Annotated in this window: 18 protein-coding genes; 12 read left to right on the top strand and 6 right to left on the bottom strand. The window is 54.9% G+C overall.

Going from position 1 to position 18978, the window contains the following annotated elements:
• Positions 1 to 14: 14 nt before the first annotated feature.
• Complete coding sequence (locus tag ABLW18_RS05925) at positions 15 to 596, bottom strand: DUF1285 domain-containing protein (RefSeq protein WP_347824348.1); 582 nt, start codon at positions 594 to 596, stop codon at positions 15 to 17.
• Positions 597 to 667: 71 nt separating this feature from the next.
• On the opposite strand from ABLW18_RS05925, the gene ABLW18_RS05920 reads away from it, so the two are divergent.
• From ABLW18_RS05920 to ABLW18_RS05905, 4 genes are read left to right on the top strand one after another with little or no spacing between them, the layout of a single operon-like run.
• Positions 668 to 1675, top strand: a complete 1008-nt coding sequence (locus tag ABLW18_RS05920) for a MoxR family ATPase (RefSeq protein ID WP_347823924.1) — start codon at positions 668 to 670, stop codon at positions 1673 to 1675.
• Positions 1672 to 2535 carry a DUF58 domain-containing protein gene (locus ABLW18_RS05915; RefSeq protein ID WP_347823923.1) on the top strand — a complete coding sequence of 288 codons (864 nt, stop codon included), beginning with the start codon at positions 1672 to 1674 and terminating at the stop codon, positions 2533 to 2535. Before ABLW18_RS05920 ends, ABLW18_RS05915 begins: the two co-directional genes overlap by 4 nt.
• Positions 2532 to 5279 carry a DUF4159 domain-containing protein gene (locus ABLW18_RS05910; RefSeq protein WP_347823922.1) on the top strand — a complete coding sequence of 916 codons (2748 nt, stop codon included), beginning with the start codon at positions 2532 to 2534 and terminating at the stop codon, positions 5277 to 5279. The genes ABLW18_RS05915 and ABLW18_RS05910 overlap by 4 nt, the downstream gene beginning before the upstream one ends.
• Positions 5276 to 7336 carry a hypothetical protein gene (locus ABLW18_RS05905; protein ID WP_347823921.1) on the top strand — a complete coding sequence of 687 codons (2061 nt, stop codon included), beginning with the start codon at positions 5276 to 5278 and terminating at the stop codon, positions 7334 to 7336. Before ABLW18_RS05910 ends, ABLW18_RS05905 begins: the two co-directional genes overlap by 4 nt.
• Here ABLW18_RS05905 and ABLW18_RS05900 read toward each other — a convergent pair.
• Complete coding sequence (locus tag ABLW18_RS05900; RefSeq protein ID WP_347823920.1) at positions 7256 to 8035, bottom strand: DUF599 domain-containing protein; 780 nt, start codon at positions 8033 to 8035, stop codon at positions 7256 to 7258. The genes ABLW18_RS05905 and ABLW18_RS05900 overlap by 81 nt on opposite strands.
• A gap of 90 nt (positions 8036 to 8125) precedes the next feature.
• Here ABLW18_RS05900 and ABLW18_RS05895 point away from each other — a divergent pair, with 90 nt between their 5' ends.
• The 4 genes from ABLW18_RS05895 (at position 8126) to ABLW18_RS05880 (ending at position 12926) form a co-directional block, all read left to right on the top strand.
• Positions 8126 to 9559: an FAD-linked oxidase C-terminal domain-containing protein gene (locus ABLW18_RS05895; protein WP_347823919.1), complete on the top strand. Its 1434-nt coding sequence runs from the start codon at positions 8126 to 8128 to the stop codon at positions 9557 to 9559.
• Positions 9556 to 10725, top strand: a complete 1170-nt coding sequence (locus ABLW18_RS05890) for an FAD-binding protein (RefSeq protein WP_347823918.1) — start codon at positions 9556 to 9558, stop codon at positions 10723 to 10725. Before ABLW18_RS05895 ends, ABLW18_RS05890 begins: the two co-directional genes overlap by 4 nt.
• Positions 10725 to 12041 (top strand): glycolate oxidase subunit GlcF, encoded by a 1317-nt coding sequence (gene glcF / locus ABLW18_RS05885; protein WP_347823917.1) that lies wholly within the window; start codon positions 10725 to 10727, stop codon positions 12039 to 12041. Before ABLW18_RS05890 ends, glcF begins: the two co-directional genes overlap by 1 nt.
• A gap of 162 nt (positions 12042 to 12203) precedes the next feature.
• On the top strand, positions 12204 to 12926 hold the full coding sequence (locus tag ABLW18_RS05880; protein WP_347823916.1) for a trypsin-like serine protease: 723 nt from the start codon (positions 12204 to 12206) through the stop codon (positions 12924 to 12926).
• Positions 12927 to 13168: 242 nt separating this feature from the next.
• Here ABLW18_RS05880 and ABLW18_RS05875 read toward each other — a convergent pair whose 3' ends face one another.
• Entirely contained in the window at positions 13169 to 13483 is a 315-nt protein-coding gene (locus tag ABLW18_RS05875) for a WYL domain-containing protein (RefSeq protein ID WP_347823915.1), read from the bottom strand.
• Positions 13484 to 13858: 375 nt separating this feature from the next.
• Here ABLW18_RS05875 and ABLW18_RS05870 point away from each other — a divergent pair, with 375 nt between their 5' ends.
• A complete protein-coding gene (locus ABLW18_RS05870; RefSeq protein WP_347823914.1) occupies positions 13859 to 14314 on the top strand; it encodes an Hsp20 family protein in 456 nt (151 codons plus the stop codon).
• A gap of 63 nt (positions 14315 to 14377) precedes the next feature.
• Here the strand turns inward: ABLW18_RS05870 and ABLW18_RS05865 are convergent, their stop codons facing one another.
• Positions 14378 to 15853, bottom strand: coding sequence for an NAD-dependent succinate-semialdehyde dehydrogenase (locus tag ABLW18_RS05865; protein ID WP_347823913.1), 1476 nt, complete (start codon positions 15851 to 15853; stop codon positions 14378 to 14380).
• A gap of 65 nt (positions 15854 to 15918) precedes the next feature.
• Between ABLW18_RS05865 and ABLW18_RS05860 the strand changes: the two genes are divergently transcribed.
• Complete coding sequence (locus ABLW18_RS05860) at positions 15919 to 16722, top strand: alpha/beta hydrolase (RefSeq protein ID WP_347823912.1); 804 nt, start codon at positions 15919 to 15921, stop codon at positions 16720 to 16722.
• Here ABLW18_RS05860 and ABLW18_RS05855 read toward each other — a convergent pair.
• Complete coding sequence (locus tag ABLW18_RS05855) at positions 16719 to 17042, bottom strand: hypothetical protein (RefSeq protein WP_347816684.1); 324 nt, start codon at positions 17040 to 17042, stop codon at positions 16719 to 16721. The genes ABLW18_RS05860 and ABLW18_RS05855 overlap by 4 nt on opposite strands.
• Positions 17039 to 17779 carry an SDR family oxidoreductase gene (locus ABLW18_RS05850; protein ID WP_347823911.1) on the bottom strand — a complete coding sequence of 247 codons (741 nt, stop codon included), beginning with the start codon at positions 17777 to 17779 and terminating at the stop codon, positions 17039 to 17041. The genes ABLW18_RS05855 and ABLW18_RS05850 overlap by 4 nt, the downstream gene beginning before the upstream one ends.
• A 181-nt stretch (positions 17780 to 17960) precedes the next feature.
• Here ABLW18_RS05850 and ABLW18_RS05845 point away from each other — a divergent pair, with 181 nt between their 5' ends.
• Positions 17961 to 18263 carry a hypothetical protein gene (locus ABLW18_RS05845; RefSeq protein ID WP_347823910.1) on the top strand — a complete coding sequence of 101 codons (303 nt, stop codon included), beginning with the start codon at positions 17961 to 17963 and terminating at the stop codon, positions 18261 to 18263.
• A gap of 93 nt (positions 18264 to 18356) precedes the next feature.
• A complete protein-coding gene (locus ABLW18_RS05840; RefSeq protein ID WP_347823909.1) occupies positions 18357 to 18974 on the top strand; it encodes a DUF1523 family protein in 618 nt (205 codons plus the stop codon).
• Positions 18975 to 18978: the final 4 nt, after the last annotated feature.

Raw genomic sequence — 18978 nt, 5'->3', positions numbered from 1 at the left:
AAATATTTTTTATATTAATTATTTAACTCCCGCGACGGGATTATCGGGAAGAATGTGGATTGCGACCGCAGCCCGAACCAGCTCTCACCCCCCCATGTGTCATGCGAGCCTAGGTCGACCAAGCGATAGAAGCTCTTGCGATCAATTAAGGCTTCGAGATTGCTGCGCACCAGAACATAGGGGGAGGGCTCGCCGGTTTTGGCATCGCGCTCCACGCGGATCGGGTGATTAGGGCCAGCGATCATTGTGTCGCCGACCTGTGTGGTGAAATGCAAATCGCCGTCGCGATGATCCACATCCACGGCAACAAAGGGGGCGTCATCCACTTGAATGCCCACTTTTTCAACTGGGGTCACGAGGTAATATTTCCCCGCCTCTCTTTTCAAAATCGATGAAAACAGCTTCACAAGCGCTGGTCGACCAATGGGCGTACCAAGGTAGAACCAGGTGCCATCCCGGGCAACTCGGATGTCTAGGTCACCGCAAAATGGCGGGTTCCAAAGGTGCACTGGCGGCAAGCCTTTGCCCCGGGTTGCGGCTGAGACGCTGGCGGCGATGTTTTCCGCCGATGGGGTCACAATATTTTGTCCGCTCATATCAGTTGTCATCTCTTTTTCTTAAGCTAGGCTAGATATATACCACATAGAAATTATTGCGAGGCAATCTTATGACCCAGGCTGAAACGCTTGTTCCACAAATTCAAGATCTAGGGCACAGGCTGACAGAGGCCCGAGAGATGATCCGCGGGGTTTTCATTGGACAGGAGCGGGTGGTGGATTTGGTGCTCATAACATTACTATGTGGCGGGCATGGGGTTTTGGTGGGCCTGCCAGGGGTTGGGAAAACCCGCTTGGTTGAGGCGCTGTCCACAGTTATGGGACTGCGCGGCAATCGGGTGCAATTCACCCCCGATCTAATGCCTGCTGATATATTGGGCTCAGAGGTCCTAGAGACCGCATCCGATGGCACGCGGCAATTTCGTTTTGTCCAGGGGCCAGTGTTTTGTCAATTGTTGATGGCTGATGAAATTAACCGCGCCAGTCCGCGCACGCAATCGGCGCTGCTTCAAGCCATGCAGGAAAAATCGGTGACGGTTGCGGGGCAAGATCGGCCGCTGGGTGTGCCCTTTCATGTGCTGGCAACTCAAAACCCGATTGAACAGGAAGGAACCTATCCTTTGCCTGAGGCGCAACTCGATCGGTTTTTGTTGGAAATCCAAGTGCCTTACCCGGACAGATCAACGGAGCGAGACATTCTTTTGGCGACCACAGGCGCGCAGGAGGCGGAGGTGTCTGCGGTCTTTGATCCGGGTCAGCTGCTGGCGGCGCAGGCCTTGATCCGCCGCATGCCGGTGGGCGAGGCGATTGTGGAATTGATCTTGGATCTGGTGCGCGCATTCCGACCGGAAGATCTAACAGCGCCGGCGCAGGTTCGGGAGAACATGCGCTGGGGGCCGGGGCCGCGTGCGGCGCAGGCTTTGATGCTGGCTGTGCGCGCGCGTGCTTTGTTGCGCGGGGCCTATGCACCCTCAGCTCTAGATGTCTCTGATCTTGCGCCTGCGGTGCTCAATCACCGTATGGCATTGGGATTCGGCGCTCGGGCAGGCGGCATCACTCAGCTTGAGCTGATTGGAGCTGTCACCCAGATGATCTTAGAAAAGAAGGCGGAGACTTGAATCCAAACTTGCCCTTAAACGCGGCCTTAGAACTGACGTCTGATTGGCCACAGCTCTTGGCAGAGGCGCAGAGGCTTGCTCAAAATTTTTCATTGGGCGGGCACGGCCGGCGGCGCGCTGGGCCGGGGGATGTCTTTTGGCAGTACCGCGCCGCACAGGCCGGCGATGCATTGCGCGCGATCGACTGGCGGAGATCTGCGCGCGCAGATGAGCAATTTGTGCGCGAAAACGAGTGGCAGGCGGCGCAGGCGGTGCAATTTTGGGTCGATAATTCTGCCGCGATGCAATTCTCTAGTCAGCAAGAAAGTAAGCTGCACAGGGCTGCGATCATCGCTTTAGCTCTGGCAATTCTCCTCAATCAGGCTGGTGAGCGCGTCGGCACCAGTGATGGGGTATTGCCGCCGCAAACCGGCCGTGCGCAGATTTCTGCCCTTGCACAGGCGATGGCGCGCCCTGCGTCGCGTGATTTTGGCAGACCGAATATTGAGGGTTTGATGCCGAATAGTTTGGCGGTTTTGGCCTCTGATTTTTTCGGTGATTTGGCAGCGCTCCGTGAAATGGTGAGACGGGCCGCCGGTCAACAAGTGCAGGGTGTGTTGCTGATGGTGTTAGATCCTCAAGAGCTTCACTTTCCCTTTCAAGGGCGCACCCTATTTGAGAGCATGGCCGGCAGTTTGCGCCATGAGAGCCAGAAGGCCGATGATCTTCGCAGCTCATATTTTGAGGCTTTAGAAGAGCGCAAGGCGCAGCTTGAAAATTTGGCGCAGAGCCTGAGCTGGCAATTTTTAATGCACAGTACAGATCAAGCGGCAAGCGGCGCCTTGTTGGATCTCTATCAGGCCTTGGAAGGCCGCCGATGACGCTGTTTTCTACGATCGGGTTTGCGGCGCCTTGGTTGCTTTTGGGGCTTCTAGCCCTGCCGCTGTTGTGGATCCTGCTTCGGGCTGTACCGCCAGCACCAATTCGACGGGTTTTTCCCGGCGTGGCACTGCTATTGGGGTTGAAGGATGAGGACGTCCAGTCGGATAAAACCCCGTGGTGGCTTTTACTGTTGCGGGCCTTAGTGATGGCCTGTTTAATTGTAGGCCTGGCCGGTCCAATTGTGAACCCGGCACCGAAGGGGCAAAGCCTGTCAAAGCTTCTTGTGATCCTCGAGGGAAGCTGGGCAGATGCCAGCGATTGGGCGGCGCAGCAACGCAAGGCACTGGAGGTGGTGCAGCAGTCGCGCAACCAAGGGCGTCCCGTGGCGTTTTTGCAGCTCACGGCGTCACTGGATGATCTGGTGTTTTCGGCAGCTTCGGAAGTGGCTCCGGCCATTAAGGCTGCTGAGCCGAACGCTTGGTTGCCGAAGGAGAACTGGCAAGGCCAGTTTGAGCCTTTGGGTGATTTTGACACCCATTGGCTGGCCTCACCGCTCGATTGGTCTGGCCGGACCCAATTGGCCCGAGAATTGCTGCGCCATGGATCGGTAGAGGTCGCGATGAGCCGCAGCAGCCCCCTAGGTCTGCTGCCGCTGCGTACTACGGCACAGGGGATAGAGATTGCGGCTGTGCGGATGACCGCCGGACAGGCGCAGGTGGTTGAGGTTGATATCCTCGGGTTGGATCCCTCTGGCGTGGAACGCCGTTTGCAAAGAGCTGATATAAAATTTGCAGCGCAGGCGTTGCGTGCGACCACAGCAGTGGACTTGCCCTTGGAGATGCGCAACCGAATTTCGCGGCTTGCAGTTGTGACCCATAAATCTGCGGCAGCGGTGCGTTTGACCGATGATCGCATTCGACGTCCAGAAATTGCTATTCTGACCGGGGAGACATCCGATCGTGAAAGTCTGATCCTTTTTGCCCCTGATCACTATTTGACCCAAGCTTTGTCTCCTGTTGCAGAGTGGATCGAAGGTACATTAGATGACGTGGTTTTGGCCAATCCTGATGCGATTATTTTAGCGGATGTCGCCAAGATTGCCTCGAAAGAGGCCCTGGTGGATTGGGTGGCTGAGGGGGGCACCTTGGTGCGCTTTGCCGGACCGCGTTTGGCAGCCGCTCAATTTGAGGCGCAAGCGCGTGATCCGCTGTTACCGGTCAAACTGCGGGCTGGTGGGCGAACGGTGGGCGGGGCCATGTCTTGGGGCGCTCCGAAAACCCTACAGAGCTTTGAGGTTGATACGCCGTTTTATGGTTTGCCGACGCCGGATGAGGTCACGGTCACGGCGCAGGTATTGGCCGAGCCCGGGCCGGATTTGGCGCCCCATGTGATCGCGCGCCTGAGCGATGGCACCCCATTGGTGACCCGAAGGCAGCTTGGGCAAGGGCAGGTCGTTTTATTTCACGTGACTGCCAATACAGAATGGTCAAACTTACCGATTTCAGGGCTCTTTGTCGCCATGTTGGAGCGTTTGTCCGTTGTCGGGAATGCTGCAAATTTCGAACCGGATTCTTTAGCGGGCAGCACCTGGCAATTGGTCGAGCAGTTAGATGGCGCCGGTAAATTGATGCAGGTTGATGATCGTGCCGGTATTGCAGGCGCTGAGTTGGCACTGGCAGCGATCTCTCCACAGACCCCCGCCGGCCTGTATCAAGGAAATGACCGCCGTTGGGCGCGCAATATCCTCTCAGACGATAGCCAATTTTCGCCAGCGCTTTGGCCGGACGAGGTGCGGCTGTTGGGGCAAAATCAACCGCGCTCGCATCGTCTGGGCGCTTGGTTTTTGGCGTTGGCTTTGGGTTTGCTGGCCGCAGATGTTATGGCAGCGCTGTGGATATCTGGCCGGCTGCGTGGTGATGTCTTAGGGGCAATCTTTGGAGCGCTTCTCATAAATATTTCTCCCGAGAGCGCATCAGCACAAACGCCGCCGGCCCAAGCGATAGCCGCCAGTCGTGCTGTGGTTTTGGCTTATATTGAAACTCAGGATGCACGGCAGGATGAGATTTCCCGCGCCGGTTTGCTTGGGTTGTCACAGGCGCTTTTTCAGCGCACCTCCATCGAGCCGGCCGCGCCAATGGGGTTGTCTCTGGCGCGTGATGAATTGTCGTTCTTTCCGTTTCTCTATTGGCCGATCACCTTGGGGCAGCAGCCTTTGTCTTCTGAGGAGCTGCGCAAATTGAACCGCTACCTCAAAGGCGGCGGGATGATCTTATTTGATACAAGGGATGGTGACATTGCGCGGGTTGGCCAGACGACTAAGGAAGGCCGTGTGCTGCAACAACTGGCTGCGGGGCTGAATTTGCCACCTTTGGCGCCGATCGTGCCGGATCATGTGCTGACGCGCAGTTTTTATCTGCTTCAAGATTTCCCAGGCCGGTACGCGAGTCGGGAAATTTGGGTAGAAGCGCCACAAAACGCAAGTGTGCAAGTGGAAGGCATGCCGTTTCGCAACCTCAATGATGGGGTCACCCCAGTTGTAATTGGCGGCAATGATTGGGCGGCTGCATGGGCCGTGGATGAAGCCGAAGCGCCTCTTTTGCCTGTGGGTCGTGGCCGGGCTGGAGAGCGGCAGCGCGAGATTGCCCTTCGGTTTGGGGTCAATCTGATCATGCATGTTTTGACGGGCAACTATAAATCCGACCAAGTCCATGTCCCTGAACTTCTTCGGAGGTTGGGCGAATGAGGCTGGATGCAGTGATTTTTGATCCGCTTCTACCATTCTGGCTGATGGGAGCTTTGGCGCTGGTTGTGCTCGCAGTTTTGGTATTTGCGGTATTTCGGCGACTGACTGGCTGGCCCTATCGCGGCTTTGCTGTGGTCTGTGTGTTTTTGGCATTGCTCAATCCATCCCTGAAAACCGAAGAGCGCCAAGCGAAAGCGGATATTGTCATCGTGGTTGTAGACCGCTCTTCGAGTCAGATGCTGTCGGATCGCGCAGCGCAAACGCAGGCGGCTTTGGCGCATGTCACCCAGCAGCTTGCGGATCGGCCCGGGACAGAGATGCGACTGGTGGAGGTGGAAGATGCAGCGGGGCCAGGTGGCTCGGAAGTCATGTCCGCTTTGGCGCAGGCCCTATCTGAAACCGCGCGTGACCGCATTGCTGGAGCGATTGTGATCTCAGATGGGCAGATTCACGATACGGAGTTTGCCCCAAAGCTGCCGGCCCCTCTGCATTTGTTGCTCACGGGTCAACCGCGCGATTGGGATCGTCGACTCGTGGTTAAAAATGCACCAGGTTTTGCGATTTTGGGCGAACCTATCACCCTGACGCTTTTGGTCGAGGATCAAGGGGCCGCGCCACAAGCGGCTTTCGCAGATCTCATCCTGTCGGTGGATGGTGGACCAGAGCAGCGATATCAAATTCCAGTGAACCGCGAAGTCGAGGTGGATGTGTCACTGGGCCATGGCGGCATAAATATTTTGCAGTTTTCTACGCCAGATAGGAGCGGTGAGTTGACCGATCGCAACAATGCGGCGGTTGTGCAGATCAATGCACTGCGCGACCGGCTTCGTGTTTTGCTGGTCTCGGGGGTGCCGCATCCGGGCGAGCGCACATGGCGCAATCTTTTAAAGTCGGACAGTAATGTCGATTTGGTGCATTTCACCATTTTGCGCCCACCGGAAAAGCGAGATGGGGTGCCGGTGGCGGAATTGTCTTTAATTGCCTTCCCAACCCGTGAATTATTTCTCGAGAAAATTGGCGAATTCGATCTGATTGTTTTTGATCGTTACAAACGCCGTGGCTTGTTGCCAACGGAGTATTTCGAGTCAATTGCCAATTACGTCCGCCAAGGTGGCGCTGTTTTGGTGACGGCCGGACCTGACTATGCGGGGGCCAATAGTCTTTATCGATCGCCACTTGGAGCCATACTGCCCGGCCGCCCGACCTCTCGGGTTTTTGAGGAACCGATCATGCCAAACGTGACAGAATTTGGTCTCAAACATCCGGTCAGTGAGAGCCTAGAGCGTTTTGCGCCAGATACAGGCTGGGGGCGCTGGTTGCGGCAGATTGAGGTTGAGACGACCTCAGGTCAGGTGCTGATGACGGGACGCGGCGAGTCGCCTTTGCTGATTGTGGACCGCGTTGGTGAAGGGCGAGTTGCGCTTTTGGCCTCGGATCATGCGTGGCTTTGGGATCGTGGCTATGAAGGGGGCGGGCCACAGGCGGAATTGCTGCGCCGCGTGGCCCATTGGTCGATGAAAGAGCCGGACCTTGAAGAGGAGGCGCTTCTGGCGCAACCAATGGAGAGCGGGCTGCTGGTGACGCGGCGCAGCTTGACGGAGGGTCCGCTTGCGCCACTTGAAATTACAAAGCCAAACGGCAAGCAGCTAACCATAGCTTTGCAACCCGTGGCACCTGGTCGGTATGAGGCAGAAATTGTCAGTGAAGATTTAGGACTTTATCGTTTGGGCTCTGGGGATTTGGAAATCGTGGCCGCGCTGGGTCCAGCAGCGCCGCGGGAGTTTGTTCAGACCATTGCGACCGATCGGGTGATGGCGCCCATTTTGGCGAAAACCAATGGTGGTGCTTTGGCCCTATCTCAGGGTCTGCCAAAGTTTCGCAACATTCGTAATGGACGCCCGTCCCATGGGCGCGGGTGGATCGGGCTGGTCTCGCGCGAGGCCTATGTCGTGCAGGGGGTCGAGATCGGGCAATTCTTACCCGCTTGGGTCTATCTCATTTTTGCCGGTCTGGGGCTTTTGACCGGGTGGTTGCGCGAAGGGCGCTGGGGTAAATGACCTGTCGGTCTCCGTGATCCCAGTTTTCAAAAGTGCGCTGGCCCGGGAGGAAAATTCACGGTTCCAGAGCATCCAAAGGGTAATCACAAAGGCTGCAAGCAAGACAGGGGCGCCAGCTAGCCAGGCCAGAGATGCAAGTGCAAAATACATAGCGCGCAGCCCGCGGTTAAAGCTTAGAGCTGCGCGAATATTGATCTCTCCAGCCATGATGGCGCGTGGTATCGCTTGGGGATGATTTGGATCATTCGGCACAGCGGCCATCAAGACGGCGCAATATCCAAATAGGCGACTGGACCAAACAAATTTCAAAAAGGCATGCACCAAAAACAGAGCGGCAAAGGCCAATTTGAATTGCAATTTGAGCGCAGTTGCTTCCTGCGATTGAGTGAGGGCATGGGTAAACTCCAGCAGACGGTCTGGCGTGCCCATAATTGCCAAAAGCCCACCAATGGCGATCAAAGCTGTAGAGCCGAAAAACGCTGTGCTCTGGCGCAGTGATGCAAGCATTTGCGAATCAAAAATACGCGGATCGCGATCGACGAAATTCAGCATCCAAGTGCGTCGATAATAGGACATTAAGGCGGTGACAGAAGCGCGTGACTTGGGTGGGTTTTCGATCACATGGCCGATTAGAAAGGCTGCGAGCAGGCCAAATCCGACGACAAAGAGATCTAAAGTGGTGAGTTGCGAGAGGATCACGCCAAATATCATGGGGCCAGTGTAACAGAGGTTTTGCCCTTGCGATCCCCCAAAATTGGTTATATTTATTTACCAATTGGAGGGTTAAATATGGAAATGCCACAACCAAACGCGGAAATCCTGTCGAAAAAGGCGAAGGTTGCTGCGGCTTTGCGCGCTGTTTTGCCCTATGATGCGGTGATCGATGACCCTTCGGAAACTCGGGCTTATGAATGCGATGCGCTCACCGCATACCGCTGCCCACCGATGATCGCAGTCTTGCCTGCGACCACGCAGGAAGTCTCAGATGTTTTGAAGATTTGCCACCGCGAAGGCGTGCCGGTTGTGCCTCGGGGTTCGGGAACATCTTTGGCGGGGGGCGCATTGCCGACTGCAGACTGTGTGATCCTAGGCGTTGCAAAAATGAATAAGGTGCTGGAAACGGACTATGATAATCGCCTGATCCGGGTGCAAAGCGGACGAACCAATCTCAGCGTGTCTGGCGCTGTGGAAGAAGAAGACTTCTTTTATGCTCCAGATCCCTCCAGTCAGTTGGCCTGCGCCATCGCGGGCAATATTGCGATGAACTCCGGTGGGGCGCATTGCTTGAAATATGGGGTGACGACCAACAATCTTATGGGCGTGACCCTGGTGATGATGGATGGTGAGATCATTGAGGTCGGCGGCGGCTACCTGGATGCCCCTGGGCTTGATATTCTCGGTGTGATCTGTGGGTCAGAGGGCCAGCTTGGCGTGGTTACAGAGGCCACATTGCGGATCTTACCCAAACCGGAGGGTGCGCGCCCGGTGATGATCGCTTTTGACAGTAATGAAGTGGCAGGCGCCTGTGTGGCCGATATTATAAAAGCTGGTGTGTTGCCTGTTGCGATTGAATTTATGGACCGCCCAATCATTGAAATTTGTGAGAATTTCGCTAAGGCCGGATATCCGGACTGCGAGGCGCTGTTGATTGTGGAGGTCGAAGGATCCGAGGCAGAAATTCAAGACCAACTTGACCGCATCAGCAGGATCGCAAAAAAACACAATCCGGTAGAGCTGCGGCAAAGCCAATCTGCCGCCGAAAGCGCGGCGATTTGGTTGGGCCGAAAATCCGCTTTTGGTGCTGTGGGTCAAGTTGCCGACTATATGTGTTTGGATGGAACCATTCCGGTTTCTGCCCTGCCAGAAGTTCTGCGTCGGATCAAAGAGCTGTCGGATCAGTATGGGTTGCGGGTCGGCAATGTGTTCCATGCGGGTGATGGCAATATGCACCCGCTCATTATGTTCAACGCCAATAAAGAGGGCGATCTTGAGCTCTGTGAATCAATGGGGGCAGATGTCTTGCGACTCTGTGTTGAAGTGGGCGGCTGTCTAACAGGTGAGCACGGCGTGGGTATTGAAAAACGCGATTTGATGGAGACCCAATACAGTGCAGAAGATTTGGAGATCCAAATGGCGGTCAAAGATGTATTTGACCCTGGTTGGCTTCTAAACCCTTCCAAGGTCTTCCCCCTGTCGGTGTCTCAATCGCGGCGGGCGTCATGAGTGATATGCTTTACCCTGCAGATGAGGCGGCCCTTTCGGACATGCTCCGAGAGGCTGCGGGTCCATTGCGGATCATGGGGGGCGGGACGCGTCCAATTGGCCGCATCGCACCGGCACAAGCCCTCAGCACCCGTCGCATGCAGGGGATCACCCTTTATGAACCTGGCGCGATGACCCTCGTGGCGAAAACGGGTACATCTATTGAGGAGATTGAGGCGGTTTTGGCGGCGGAGAAACAGCGGCTTGCCTTTGAGCCTATGGATCACCGTGCGATTTTGGGAACATCTGGGCAACCAACCTTGGGAGGGGTGATCGCTGCCAATGTCTCGGGCCCGCGCCGCATTCAAGTGGGTGCGGCGCGTGATTTTGCGCTGGGCGTGACGTTTGTCGATGGGACTGGCCAAGTGCTGAGCAATGGTGGCCGGGTGATGAAGAATGTCACCGGCTATGATCTGGTGAAATTAATGTCCGGCTCTTGGGGCACGCTTGGGGTTCTCACTGAGGTGGCGTTGAAGGTCCTGCCTGTGAGCGAGACCCAGACCACATTGAAAGTTCATGTCACCACCTGGGCGGATGCGGTCGCCTCCATGTCGGCGGCGCTGGGTACGCCATTTGATGTCAGTGGCGCTGCAACCGTGCAGGCGAAAAATGGTGGCTTTGACAGTTTGATCCGGATCGAAGGATTTGAGACCTCGGTTCAATACCGCGCGTCTGAATTGACCCAATGCTTAGCGAAATTTGGCGCGGTTGATGCGGTCGTTGATCCTTGGGCTGAGGTGAAAGACCTGACTGCTTGGGCAGATTTGGACACTGTATGGCGTATTTCAGTGCGTCCCACCGACAGTTTGAGCGTCCTTGAGCTGATGCAAAACCTGCAACAAGATCGTGGGTTTCACTGTCAATTGGATTGGGGTGGCGGGTTGATTTGGCTTGGGCTGGAGGCGGCACAAATGTCTGATGTACAGGCGGGGCTGGCCTTGCATCAAACATTGCAGAGGCATGTGGCCCAGCTGAGAGGCCATGCGACACTCATGACTTCGGGTCTTTTGCGCGATCAAGATCTGTGCCACTTCCAACCGCCAGAACGCGCAATTGAGCGCGTCTCGCAATCTCTGCGCAAAACATTTGATCCGCGCGGAATCTTGAACCCGGAGCGAATGAGCTGATGCAAACACATTTCACCGAAACGCAGCTCTTAGATCCGCAGGTCAAACGGACCAATGATATTCTGCGCAGCTGTATTCATTGCGGCTTCTGCACGGCGACTTGTCCCACATATCAAGTGCTGGGTGATGAGTTAGACAGCCCACGCGGCCGGATCTATCTCATTAAGGACATGCTGGAAAATCAGCGGACTCCGGATGAAAAGACAGTCAAACATATTGATCGCTGCCTGTCGTGTTTGGCCTGTATGACCACATGCCCCTCGGGTGTGAACTATATGCATCTGGTAGATCATGCGCGGGCCTATATCGAGCAAACCTACCAGCGCAGCACGCCGGATCGTGTGTTGCGGTGGGTCCTGGCGCGTGTTTTGCCCTATCCAAACCGTTTTCGACTGGCGCTCTTGGGCGCAAAAATTGCACGACCCTTGCGTCATTTGATGCCCGATCCTCGGCTGAAAGCCATGCTCGACATGGCGCCAAGGCAAATTCCTGCACCCAGCCCCAATGACGACGCACAAATTTTTCCAGCCCAGGGCCAGTTGAAACTGCGGGTGGCTCTGATGACAGGCTGTGCGCAGCGGGCTTTGAACACCGATATCAACGACGCGACCATTCGGCTCCTCACCCGGCATGGTGCGGAAGTGGTCGTCCTCAAGCAAGGTTGTTGCGGCGCCCTCACACATCATATGGGCAAGGTGGGCGAAAGCCATCGCACCGCGGCGGTGAATATCGAAGCCTTTGCTGCGGAAGACTCAGCGCGTGGATTGGACGCGGTGGTGATCAACACGTCAGGCTGTGGCACGACTGTGAAAGATTATGGACATATGTTTGCCGGCGACCCGTTGGAGGAAAAAGCGGCGCGTGTGGCGCAATTGGCGCGTGATGTGAGCGAAGTCTTGATGGAGCTCGACTTGCCAAAACGACCAGACCAAGGTCTGAGGGTCGCCTATCATGCGGCCTGCTCTTTGCAACATGGGCAGCAGATTAAGACCTATCCAAAAGACCTATTGCGTCGCGTAGGATATAAGGTTTTAGAGCCGGAAAACAGCCATCTGTGCTGTGGCTCTGCTGGCACCTATAATTTGATGCAGCCCGAGATTTCTGGTCAACTCAAGGCGCGTAAAATTGAAACTCTGGAAGCCAAGACCCCGGATGTTATCTCGGCGGGAAATCTTGGCTGTATGATGCAAATTGGCAGTGGCACGGCAATTCCGATTATGCATACGGTAGAATTGCTTGATTGGGCCACGGGTGGCCCTGAGCCGCGCGCCTTATCGGGCCAACCGGCAGCCGGTCACGTGCCAATCCTGCGGTAATTGGTGTATTTGCGCAAATTGGAGATTTCTTTGGTGCTCCGGGTTCGGCATATAGTCTTTTCAGGTTATATTCAGGCGTGATGTAGCGCCAATGTCACAAAACTGCCAAGAGCGGGTGGGGATTGGTTTTTCAACAAGAGCTGAGGATGCGATAGAGGTAGGATGCAATATTTCTTAAAGCAGATGTGTCTTATTGTCGGTATCTTTCAGGGGGTGATGGTCGCAAATACCGCCTCGTCGACAGATATGGACAGGCAATGGCTGGCGGTGGGGCGGCTGAATGTGACCGGTGGCGGGTTTTGCACTGCGACATTGATCGGAGAAATGCATGTCTTGACCGCCGCGCATTGCGTCTATGATGCGCAATCCGGAGCCCCTGTGGACGCCGATGATCTAGAATTTCGCGCAGGCTGGCAGGATGGGCAGGCCGAATCCTATCGCAAGATCGCGGCAGTGAAGGTGCATCCAGATTTTTCCTTTACCGAGCAAGAGGGGCTCAAGCGGGTGGCGAGTGATTTGGCCATCCTGCGGTTGCGCACACCCATCACCCATCCTGATATCATCCCCTTTTCAGTCGCACAGATGCCGACTCGTGGCGCGCGCGTTGCGGTGGTATCTTACGCTCACGATCGCAGTCAGGAACCGAAGGTGCACCAAGGTTGCACCATCTTAGGGCGCAAAGAGAAGGCCCAAGTATTTGGCTGTGAGGTGGACTATGGCTCCTCTGGCGCACCGGTGTTTCGCTTAGACCTTGGCGCGCCAATGATAATCTCTGTCATTTCTGCCAAATCCACACATGCCGGAGAGCCGATCTCTCTTGGCGCGGCGGCAGGTGAAAAATTGGTGACCCTGGCGTCCCGCGGCGCGAATTTTTTGCGGCCATGAGCAGGGGGCTGCCTATCTTGCGTTGTTTCTGGACGTGAAATAAAGCGTCTCATCTTGATCTTTTGAGGGCGGCATATCACGGGTCCCGATTAGCGAATGTGACGTTTAGACTGGTTCCGAGTTCCAGACTATTTTCGTGTTTCGTCTTGGGGTCTTCCTAATTACCAGTAAGGTCCTTATCGGAAAAACTCTGCCGCGCCTATACGGCTCGAACAGGGGCCTGATCCGGGCGCGACGAATGACTATGTTCGTAGCATTGCAGATCGATTGAGCATTTCGCTATACGGACAGACATCTTCCTCGAACGGGATATGACGACGGCGAAAGTGATTGCCTGGCAACGCCTCTAGCGCATCGATTCTGTCCATTCTGAAATGGCGAAAGTCACCCCGCGCTGGATCCCAGCCGACCAGGTACCATAAGGGAGGTAAGATCAACATAACTTGGGGCTCAACCTCACGTTGCGTTTTCTGACCGCGTGCGTCTTGGTAGTTAAAGCGAATGAACTGACGTTGAATAAATGCAGTCTTTAAAGCAGAAAGCAGGTCGGGCGCCATTTCCCCCATATCTGAAATATCCTGCAATGGTGAAAGTTGCCCGCCGCGCGCATGGCCGAGACGCTGATCAACAGCGCGACTACTTCTGGTACAGACAACTTTGCCGTTGTCTGCATGGACTGTGGATCAAGTTGAAGCCCCCCGCCTCGACCGACATCGGAATATATTACATAGCCCTCATCGCCGCTTGCTTTGTGAGTTACCTGCGAGATCCGCAGGCCTCCGGTTTTTCCTATACGATGCACGGATGCCTCTTGAACTGTACCGTCCCGCTTCCCACCTATAATGGAGATCGCCCGAATGGGGATCTGGAACTTATATGGCCATGCCCAAATGGGGTGGCCGAATTGGACTCGCTTTTGAAAGGATACTCCTATGCGTTCGTTTGACTTTGCACCGCTTTACCGTGCCAGTATTGGCTTTGATCAAATTGCTGACCTGCTCGACCGTGTGTCGACCCATGAGGGCGGACAATCGAGCTACCCGCCCTATAATATCGAAAAAACTGGAGAAGATGGGTATCGCATTTCCATTGCGGCTGCTGGATTTTCAGAGGCGGATCTGGAAATTGAAGTGAAGGAAAACACCTTAAACGTGTCGGCTCAAAAGCCGAAAGCCGAAGATAAAAGAACCTATTTGCATCGTGGCATTGCCACACGCGCCTTTGAGCGGCAGTTTCATCTTGCCGACCATGTCCGTGCGGTTGGCGCCAGTTATGAGGATGGCATGCTGCATATTGAATTGATCCGTGAGGTGCCGGAGGCACTCAAACCGCGGCGCATCCAAATTCAATCGAAATCCCCGTTGCAGGTAGAAGCCAGCCCGGCGTGATACGATCAAAGGGCTGAACAAAAAAGGCAGGGCTGTCCCTGCCTTTTCGTTTAAGTGGCGCTCCTAGACCGACATGCAGATATATTTTAGCTCAAGGTATTCATCCATGCCATGATGGCTGCCCTCACGGCCCAGACCGGATTGTTTAACGCCGCCAAAGGGCGCGACCTCAGTCGAGATGATGCCTGTATTTACGCCGATAATGCCATATTCTAGCGCTTCGGCGACCTTATACACGCGGCTCAAATCTTTGGCATAGAAATAGGCGGCCAGGCCGAAAATCGTATCATTGGCCATGGCAATCACATCATCTTCATTTTCAAATTTGAATAAAGGCGCCATGGGGCCGAATGTCTCTTCTTTGCTTACAGCCATGTCTTGCGTCACACCGGTTAAGATAGTCGGCTCAAAGAAGGTGCCACCCAGATCATGCGGTTTTCCCCCGGTCGCCACGACCGCGCCCTTGGACAGCGCATCAGCGATATGATCCTGAACCTTGGCCAGAGCTGGCTTGGAGATCAGCGGACCAAGGTCGGCACCTGCAAACCCATCACCTACTTTCATCGCTTCAACCGCCACTTTGAAGCGTTTGGTGAATTCTTCATAGACGCCCGCTTGCACATAAATCCGATTGGCACAGACACAGGTCTGACCATTGTTGCGGAACTTACAAGCCATGGCACCGATGACCGCTTCATCAAGATCTGCATCATCAAAGACGATAAAGGGTGCATTGCCGCCCAGCTCCATGGAACATTTTTTCACCTGCTCAGCCGCTTGGCCCAAGAGAATGCGTCCAACGCGAGTAGAGCCGGTGAAGGTGAGTTTGCGCACTTTCGTATTTTCACAAAATTCCTTGCCCGAAGCGGATGCGTCATTGGAGGGCACAATTTGCAATATTCCCGCTGGCAAGCCCGCACGTTCCGCCAAAACACCGAGGGCCAAAGCCGACAGTGGGGTCAATTCCGAGGGGCGGGCGACGAATGCGCAGCCGGCGGCCAAAGCCGGTGCCGCTTTGCGGGTAATCATCGCATTTGGAAAATTCCAAGGCGTGATCGAAGCTGCCACGCCTATGGGCTGCTTTATGACGGTGATCCTTTTGTCAGCCTGATGACCTGGAATGGTTTCACCATAGTTGCGCTTGGCTTCTTCGGCAAAAAACTCAACGAAGGATGCACCATAGGCAATTTCTCCCATGGCTTCGGCAAGGGGTTTGCCCATTTCAGCTGTGAGGATCATTGCCAAATCAGACTGATGTTCCATCATCAAATTATACCAGCTGCGCAGGATATTGCAGCGTTCTTTTGCGGTTTGCGCGGCCCATTTCTTTTGTGCGGCCTCAGCGCCGTCAATCGCCCTTGCCAAATCAGCACGCGATAGGTCCGCAACCTGTGCGATGACATCACCGCGCGCGGGGTTGGAAACAGCAAAGGTTGCGCCATTTTCCCCATCAACCCATTGGTTGTTGATGAAGGCTTGCGTTTGCAGCAAGCTGGGATCTGAGAGCATGGATTTTAGATCTGTGGATGTATCAAGCATTTTGGCCTCCCTTGGTTAAAGATGTGAGACCATTTGATCGGTTATTTGTCCAGAGGAGAAGCGACTTGACCCTTGATGATGCCTATGCGAATGCCGCCTATATTCCCGATGCGGACAGGTTTTTAACCTATTGGGATGAAACTGCAAGCAGCTATCGCGACGCCGAGCACACGCTGGGCCGGGCTCAGTTGAACCAGCCCTATGGGGCGCATCCAAATCAAGTCTTTGACTTATTTTTTCCCGCAGGACGCCCGGTTGGTCTGATGATCTTCGTGCATGGTGGCTATTGGCTGCGATTCGGACGGCGAGATTTTTCTCATCTGGCGCAAGGCGCCTGCTCGCGGGATTGGGCGGTGGCCTTGCCCAGTTACCCCTTAGCTCCGGGTGCATCGATCCCTCAGATTACACAGTCGGTGTCCCTGGCCATCAATCAGATTGCCCGCCGCATCCCGGGCCCGATTGTTTTGGCGGGTCACTCTGCCGGGGGGCACTCGGTGGCGCGCATGGGACAAGGCGACAGCGGCTTGTCTTGCGAGACTCGCACGCGGATCCAGACCATTGTGCCGATATCGCCGGTCGCCGATTTGCGGCCGCTAATGCAGACGGAAATGAACGGACCACTGGGTTTGACCGAGGATATTGCCAAGGTGGAAAGTCCAGCCTTGCACAGGGCTCCGAAAGGGGTGCGCACGCATGTTTGGGTTGGCGCGGATGAGCGGCCGGCGTTTTTAGAGCAAGCGCAACTTTTGGCCAAAAATTGGCAGTCGAGCCTGACCATTGAGCCGGGAAAACACCATTTTGATATCATCTCTGGGCTGGAAAATCCCGAAAGTGAGTTGCTTGAAGCAATGCTGGGACCGGCCTCTTAGGGTCTGTGGCGCAAAGCCACAAAGGAGCCAAGATAGGTCAAGCGATCTGTTCCAGCTGTGTCCAGCTCAGCTTGCGCATGTTCAAAGATGATGACGCAAGTGGTGTTGAGGCCCAAACGGTCCTCAATGGATGCGCTATCGCCATGCGAGAACCAATGCTCCAACCTGGGTTCTGGGTTTTCATTGCAAATCACTTCAACACGATCTGGAATAAACGCCGGGCCGGCTGCGCCGCGCAAATGCGCGAATACTTGTTGCTGGTTGGCAAAGCGCCCGGCATAAATATCTGCCGTTTGGCCTAGGGAACTGGCCGGGATCAAATGCAGCGCCCACCGTCCACTTCTAGCGCCACGCCAGTGATCATACTGGCTTCATCGGAGCACAGAAAGCTAGCGGCATGTCCCATATCCTGCGGTGTTGAAAAACGCCCAAGTGGAATAGTCGCGAGAAATTTTGCCCGCATTTCTGGCGTGTCTTCTCCCATGAAACTGGCGAGCAATGGTGTTTCACCGGCCACAGGGTTGAGCGCATTGACCCGAATGTTAAATGGCGCCAGCTCAACGGCCATAGCTTTGGTCGCGGTGATCATCCAGCCTTTTGAGGCATTATACCAATTCAAATTTGGTCTGGGCGAAACGCCGGCGGTCGAGGCAATGTTCAAGATGGCGCCAGACCTTTGGCGCTTGAGCAGCGGTACAAGATGGCGAGCGGTCAAGAATACGGATTTTGCATTCACGGCGAAGACCTGATCGAATTCTTCTTCGCTGACGTGATCCATCGCCTGTGGTAAATGGGTGACGCCTGCATTGTTGACCAAAATATCAATCCGGCCCGAAAGGGCCTGTGCCGCACCGATCATCTCGGCGACGGAGCTGTCGCGAGAGACATCAACATGCTGCGCCACTGCTCCAATTGGTTCTGCGATGGTTTGCGCAGCATTCAGATTAATATCGGCGACCATCACTGTTGCACCTTCGGCAGCAAATTTTTCAGCAATGCCTGCTCCAAACCCTGAGCCCGCTCCCGTAACAATGGCGGTTTTTCCGTGAAGTCGCATGTTTGCCTCCCCCGTGATCGCTTCAAGATGCGCAACTGCTCGGGCATTGGCAATATAAATCCTCCCATAGGAGTGCCAGTGAACAGATTGCGGCACAATTTCCCAGCGTTGATGCTTTACACCCTTCCTCTTGGGCGTATTACTCAGCGCGTAAAAGCTCACAACAGGTTTTAATACTCTGATGGTTTTTTTGTTTGCCTTACCTTTTCCCGTGCTTGTGGCTCTGTATCTTGGGTTCCGCGCGGGGCGGCGAGATCCGCAGGGGTTTCGGGAATTTTGGCGGGAAGTGGCCGTGGCTGTTGCTTGGGCTTTCAGCGTGGTTTTCCTGTGGCATTGCCTTTGGATCACCTCACTTGTCCCAGCTCCTTGGCAAGAAACAGCTCTCTCCGGCGCGATTTGGACCGCCGCAACTGGCGCTGTTTGGTTGCCGGTTTTGGTGATTTGCTATGTCATTACGGCGCTAAAAATCCGGCACAAAGGATAAGGGCGCAGAGGAAATCATGGACAGGGGCTTCTGGTTGGCAAATTGAACCCCTATATAGATCAAAGGTGAGACACCCTTTAAAGGAGCTGTTGGATGCTGGCCAAAATTAGATGGATTTTGAAAGTGCTACTGGCTCTGCTGGTCCTTGCAGCGTTTCATTATAATTTGCCCCAACGCGATATTGTGCGCATTACAGGCACAGAAATTTTGCGCAAAGATTTATCGGGCTGGACTGGTATGTTTTATGCGGCAGCGCAGAGTGGTGAGGCACAAACTCAGAACCGTGATTTGAGGTTGATTAACGCGGTCCGAGCCAATGGCAAAGTCAGCGTGTATCGCAACGAGGACACGGGCTTTAACTGGCCGCCCTATTTCAAGTTTGACAGCTCGAACCTCCAAGCCGAAGCGGAAGATGCCGTCTCCAACAAAGAGGCCCCGGAATGGTATATTTTGCGGCACTATGGGTGGCGCAACACGTTTTGGTCGATCTACCCCAATGCCGTGAGTCTCAAGCCCATTTCTGGGCCGGATGTACGGTTGATCCCGTGGTTTAATATTGTGTTTTTGCTTGTGTTGGCGGCTTTGAGTTGGGCGATCTATGTGCGCGTTCGCGGGTTTTGGGCGCGGCGCGTGGATCCCGTCATTGACCGGATTGATGCAGCCGCTGAGGAGACCTCTGGCCGCGTCAGAGGGTGGTTTCGCCGCAAATAATGCA

Origin of the sequence: uncultured Planktomarina sp. (assembly GCA_943788425.1) — a bacterium.
Classification (GTDB): Bacteria; Pseudomonadota; Alphaproteobacteria; order Rhodobacterales; family Rhodobacteraceae; genus Planktomarina.
This window is presented reverse-complemented; position numbering and strand designations above follow the sequence as displayed.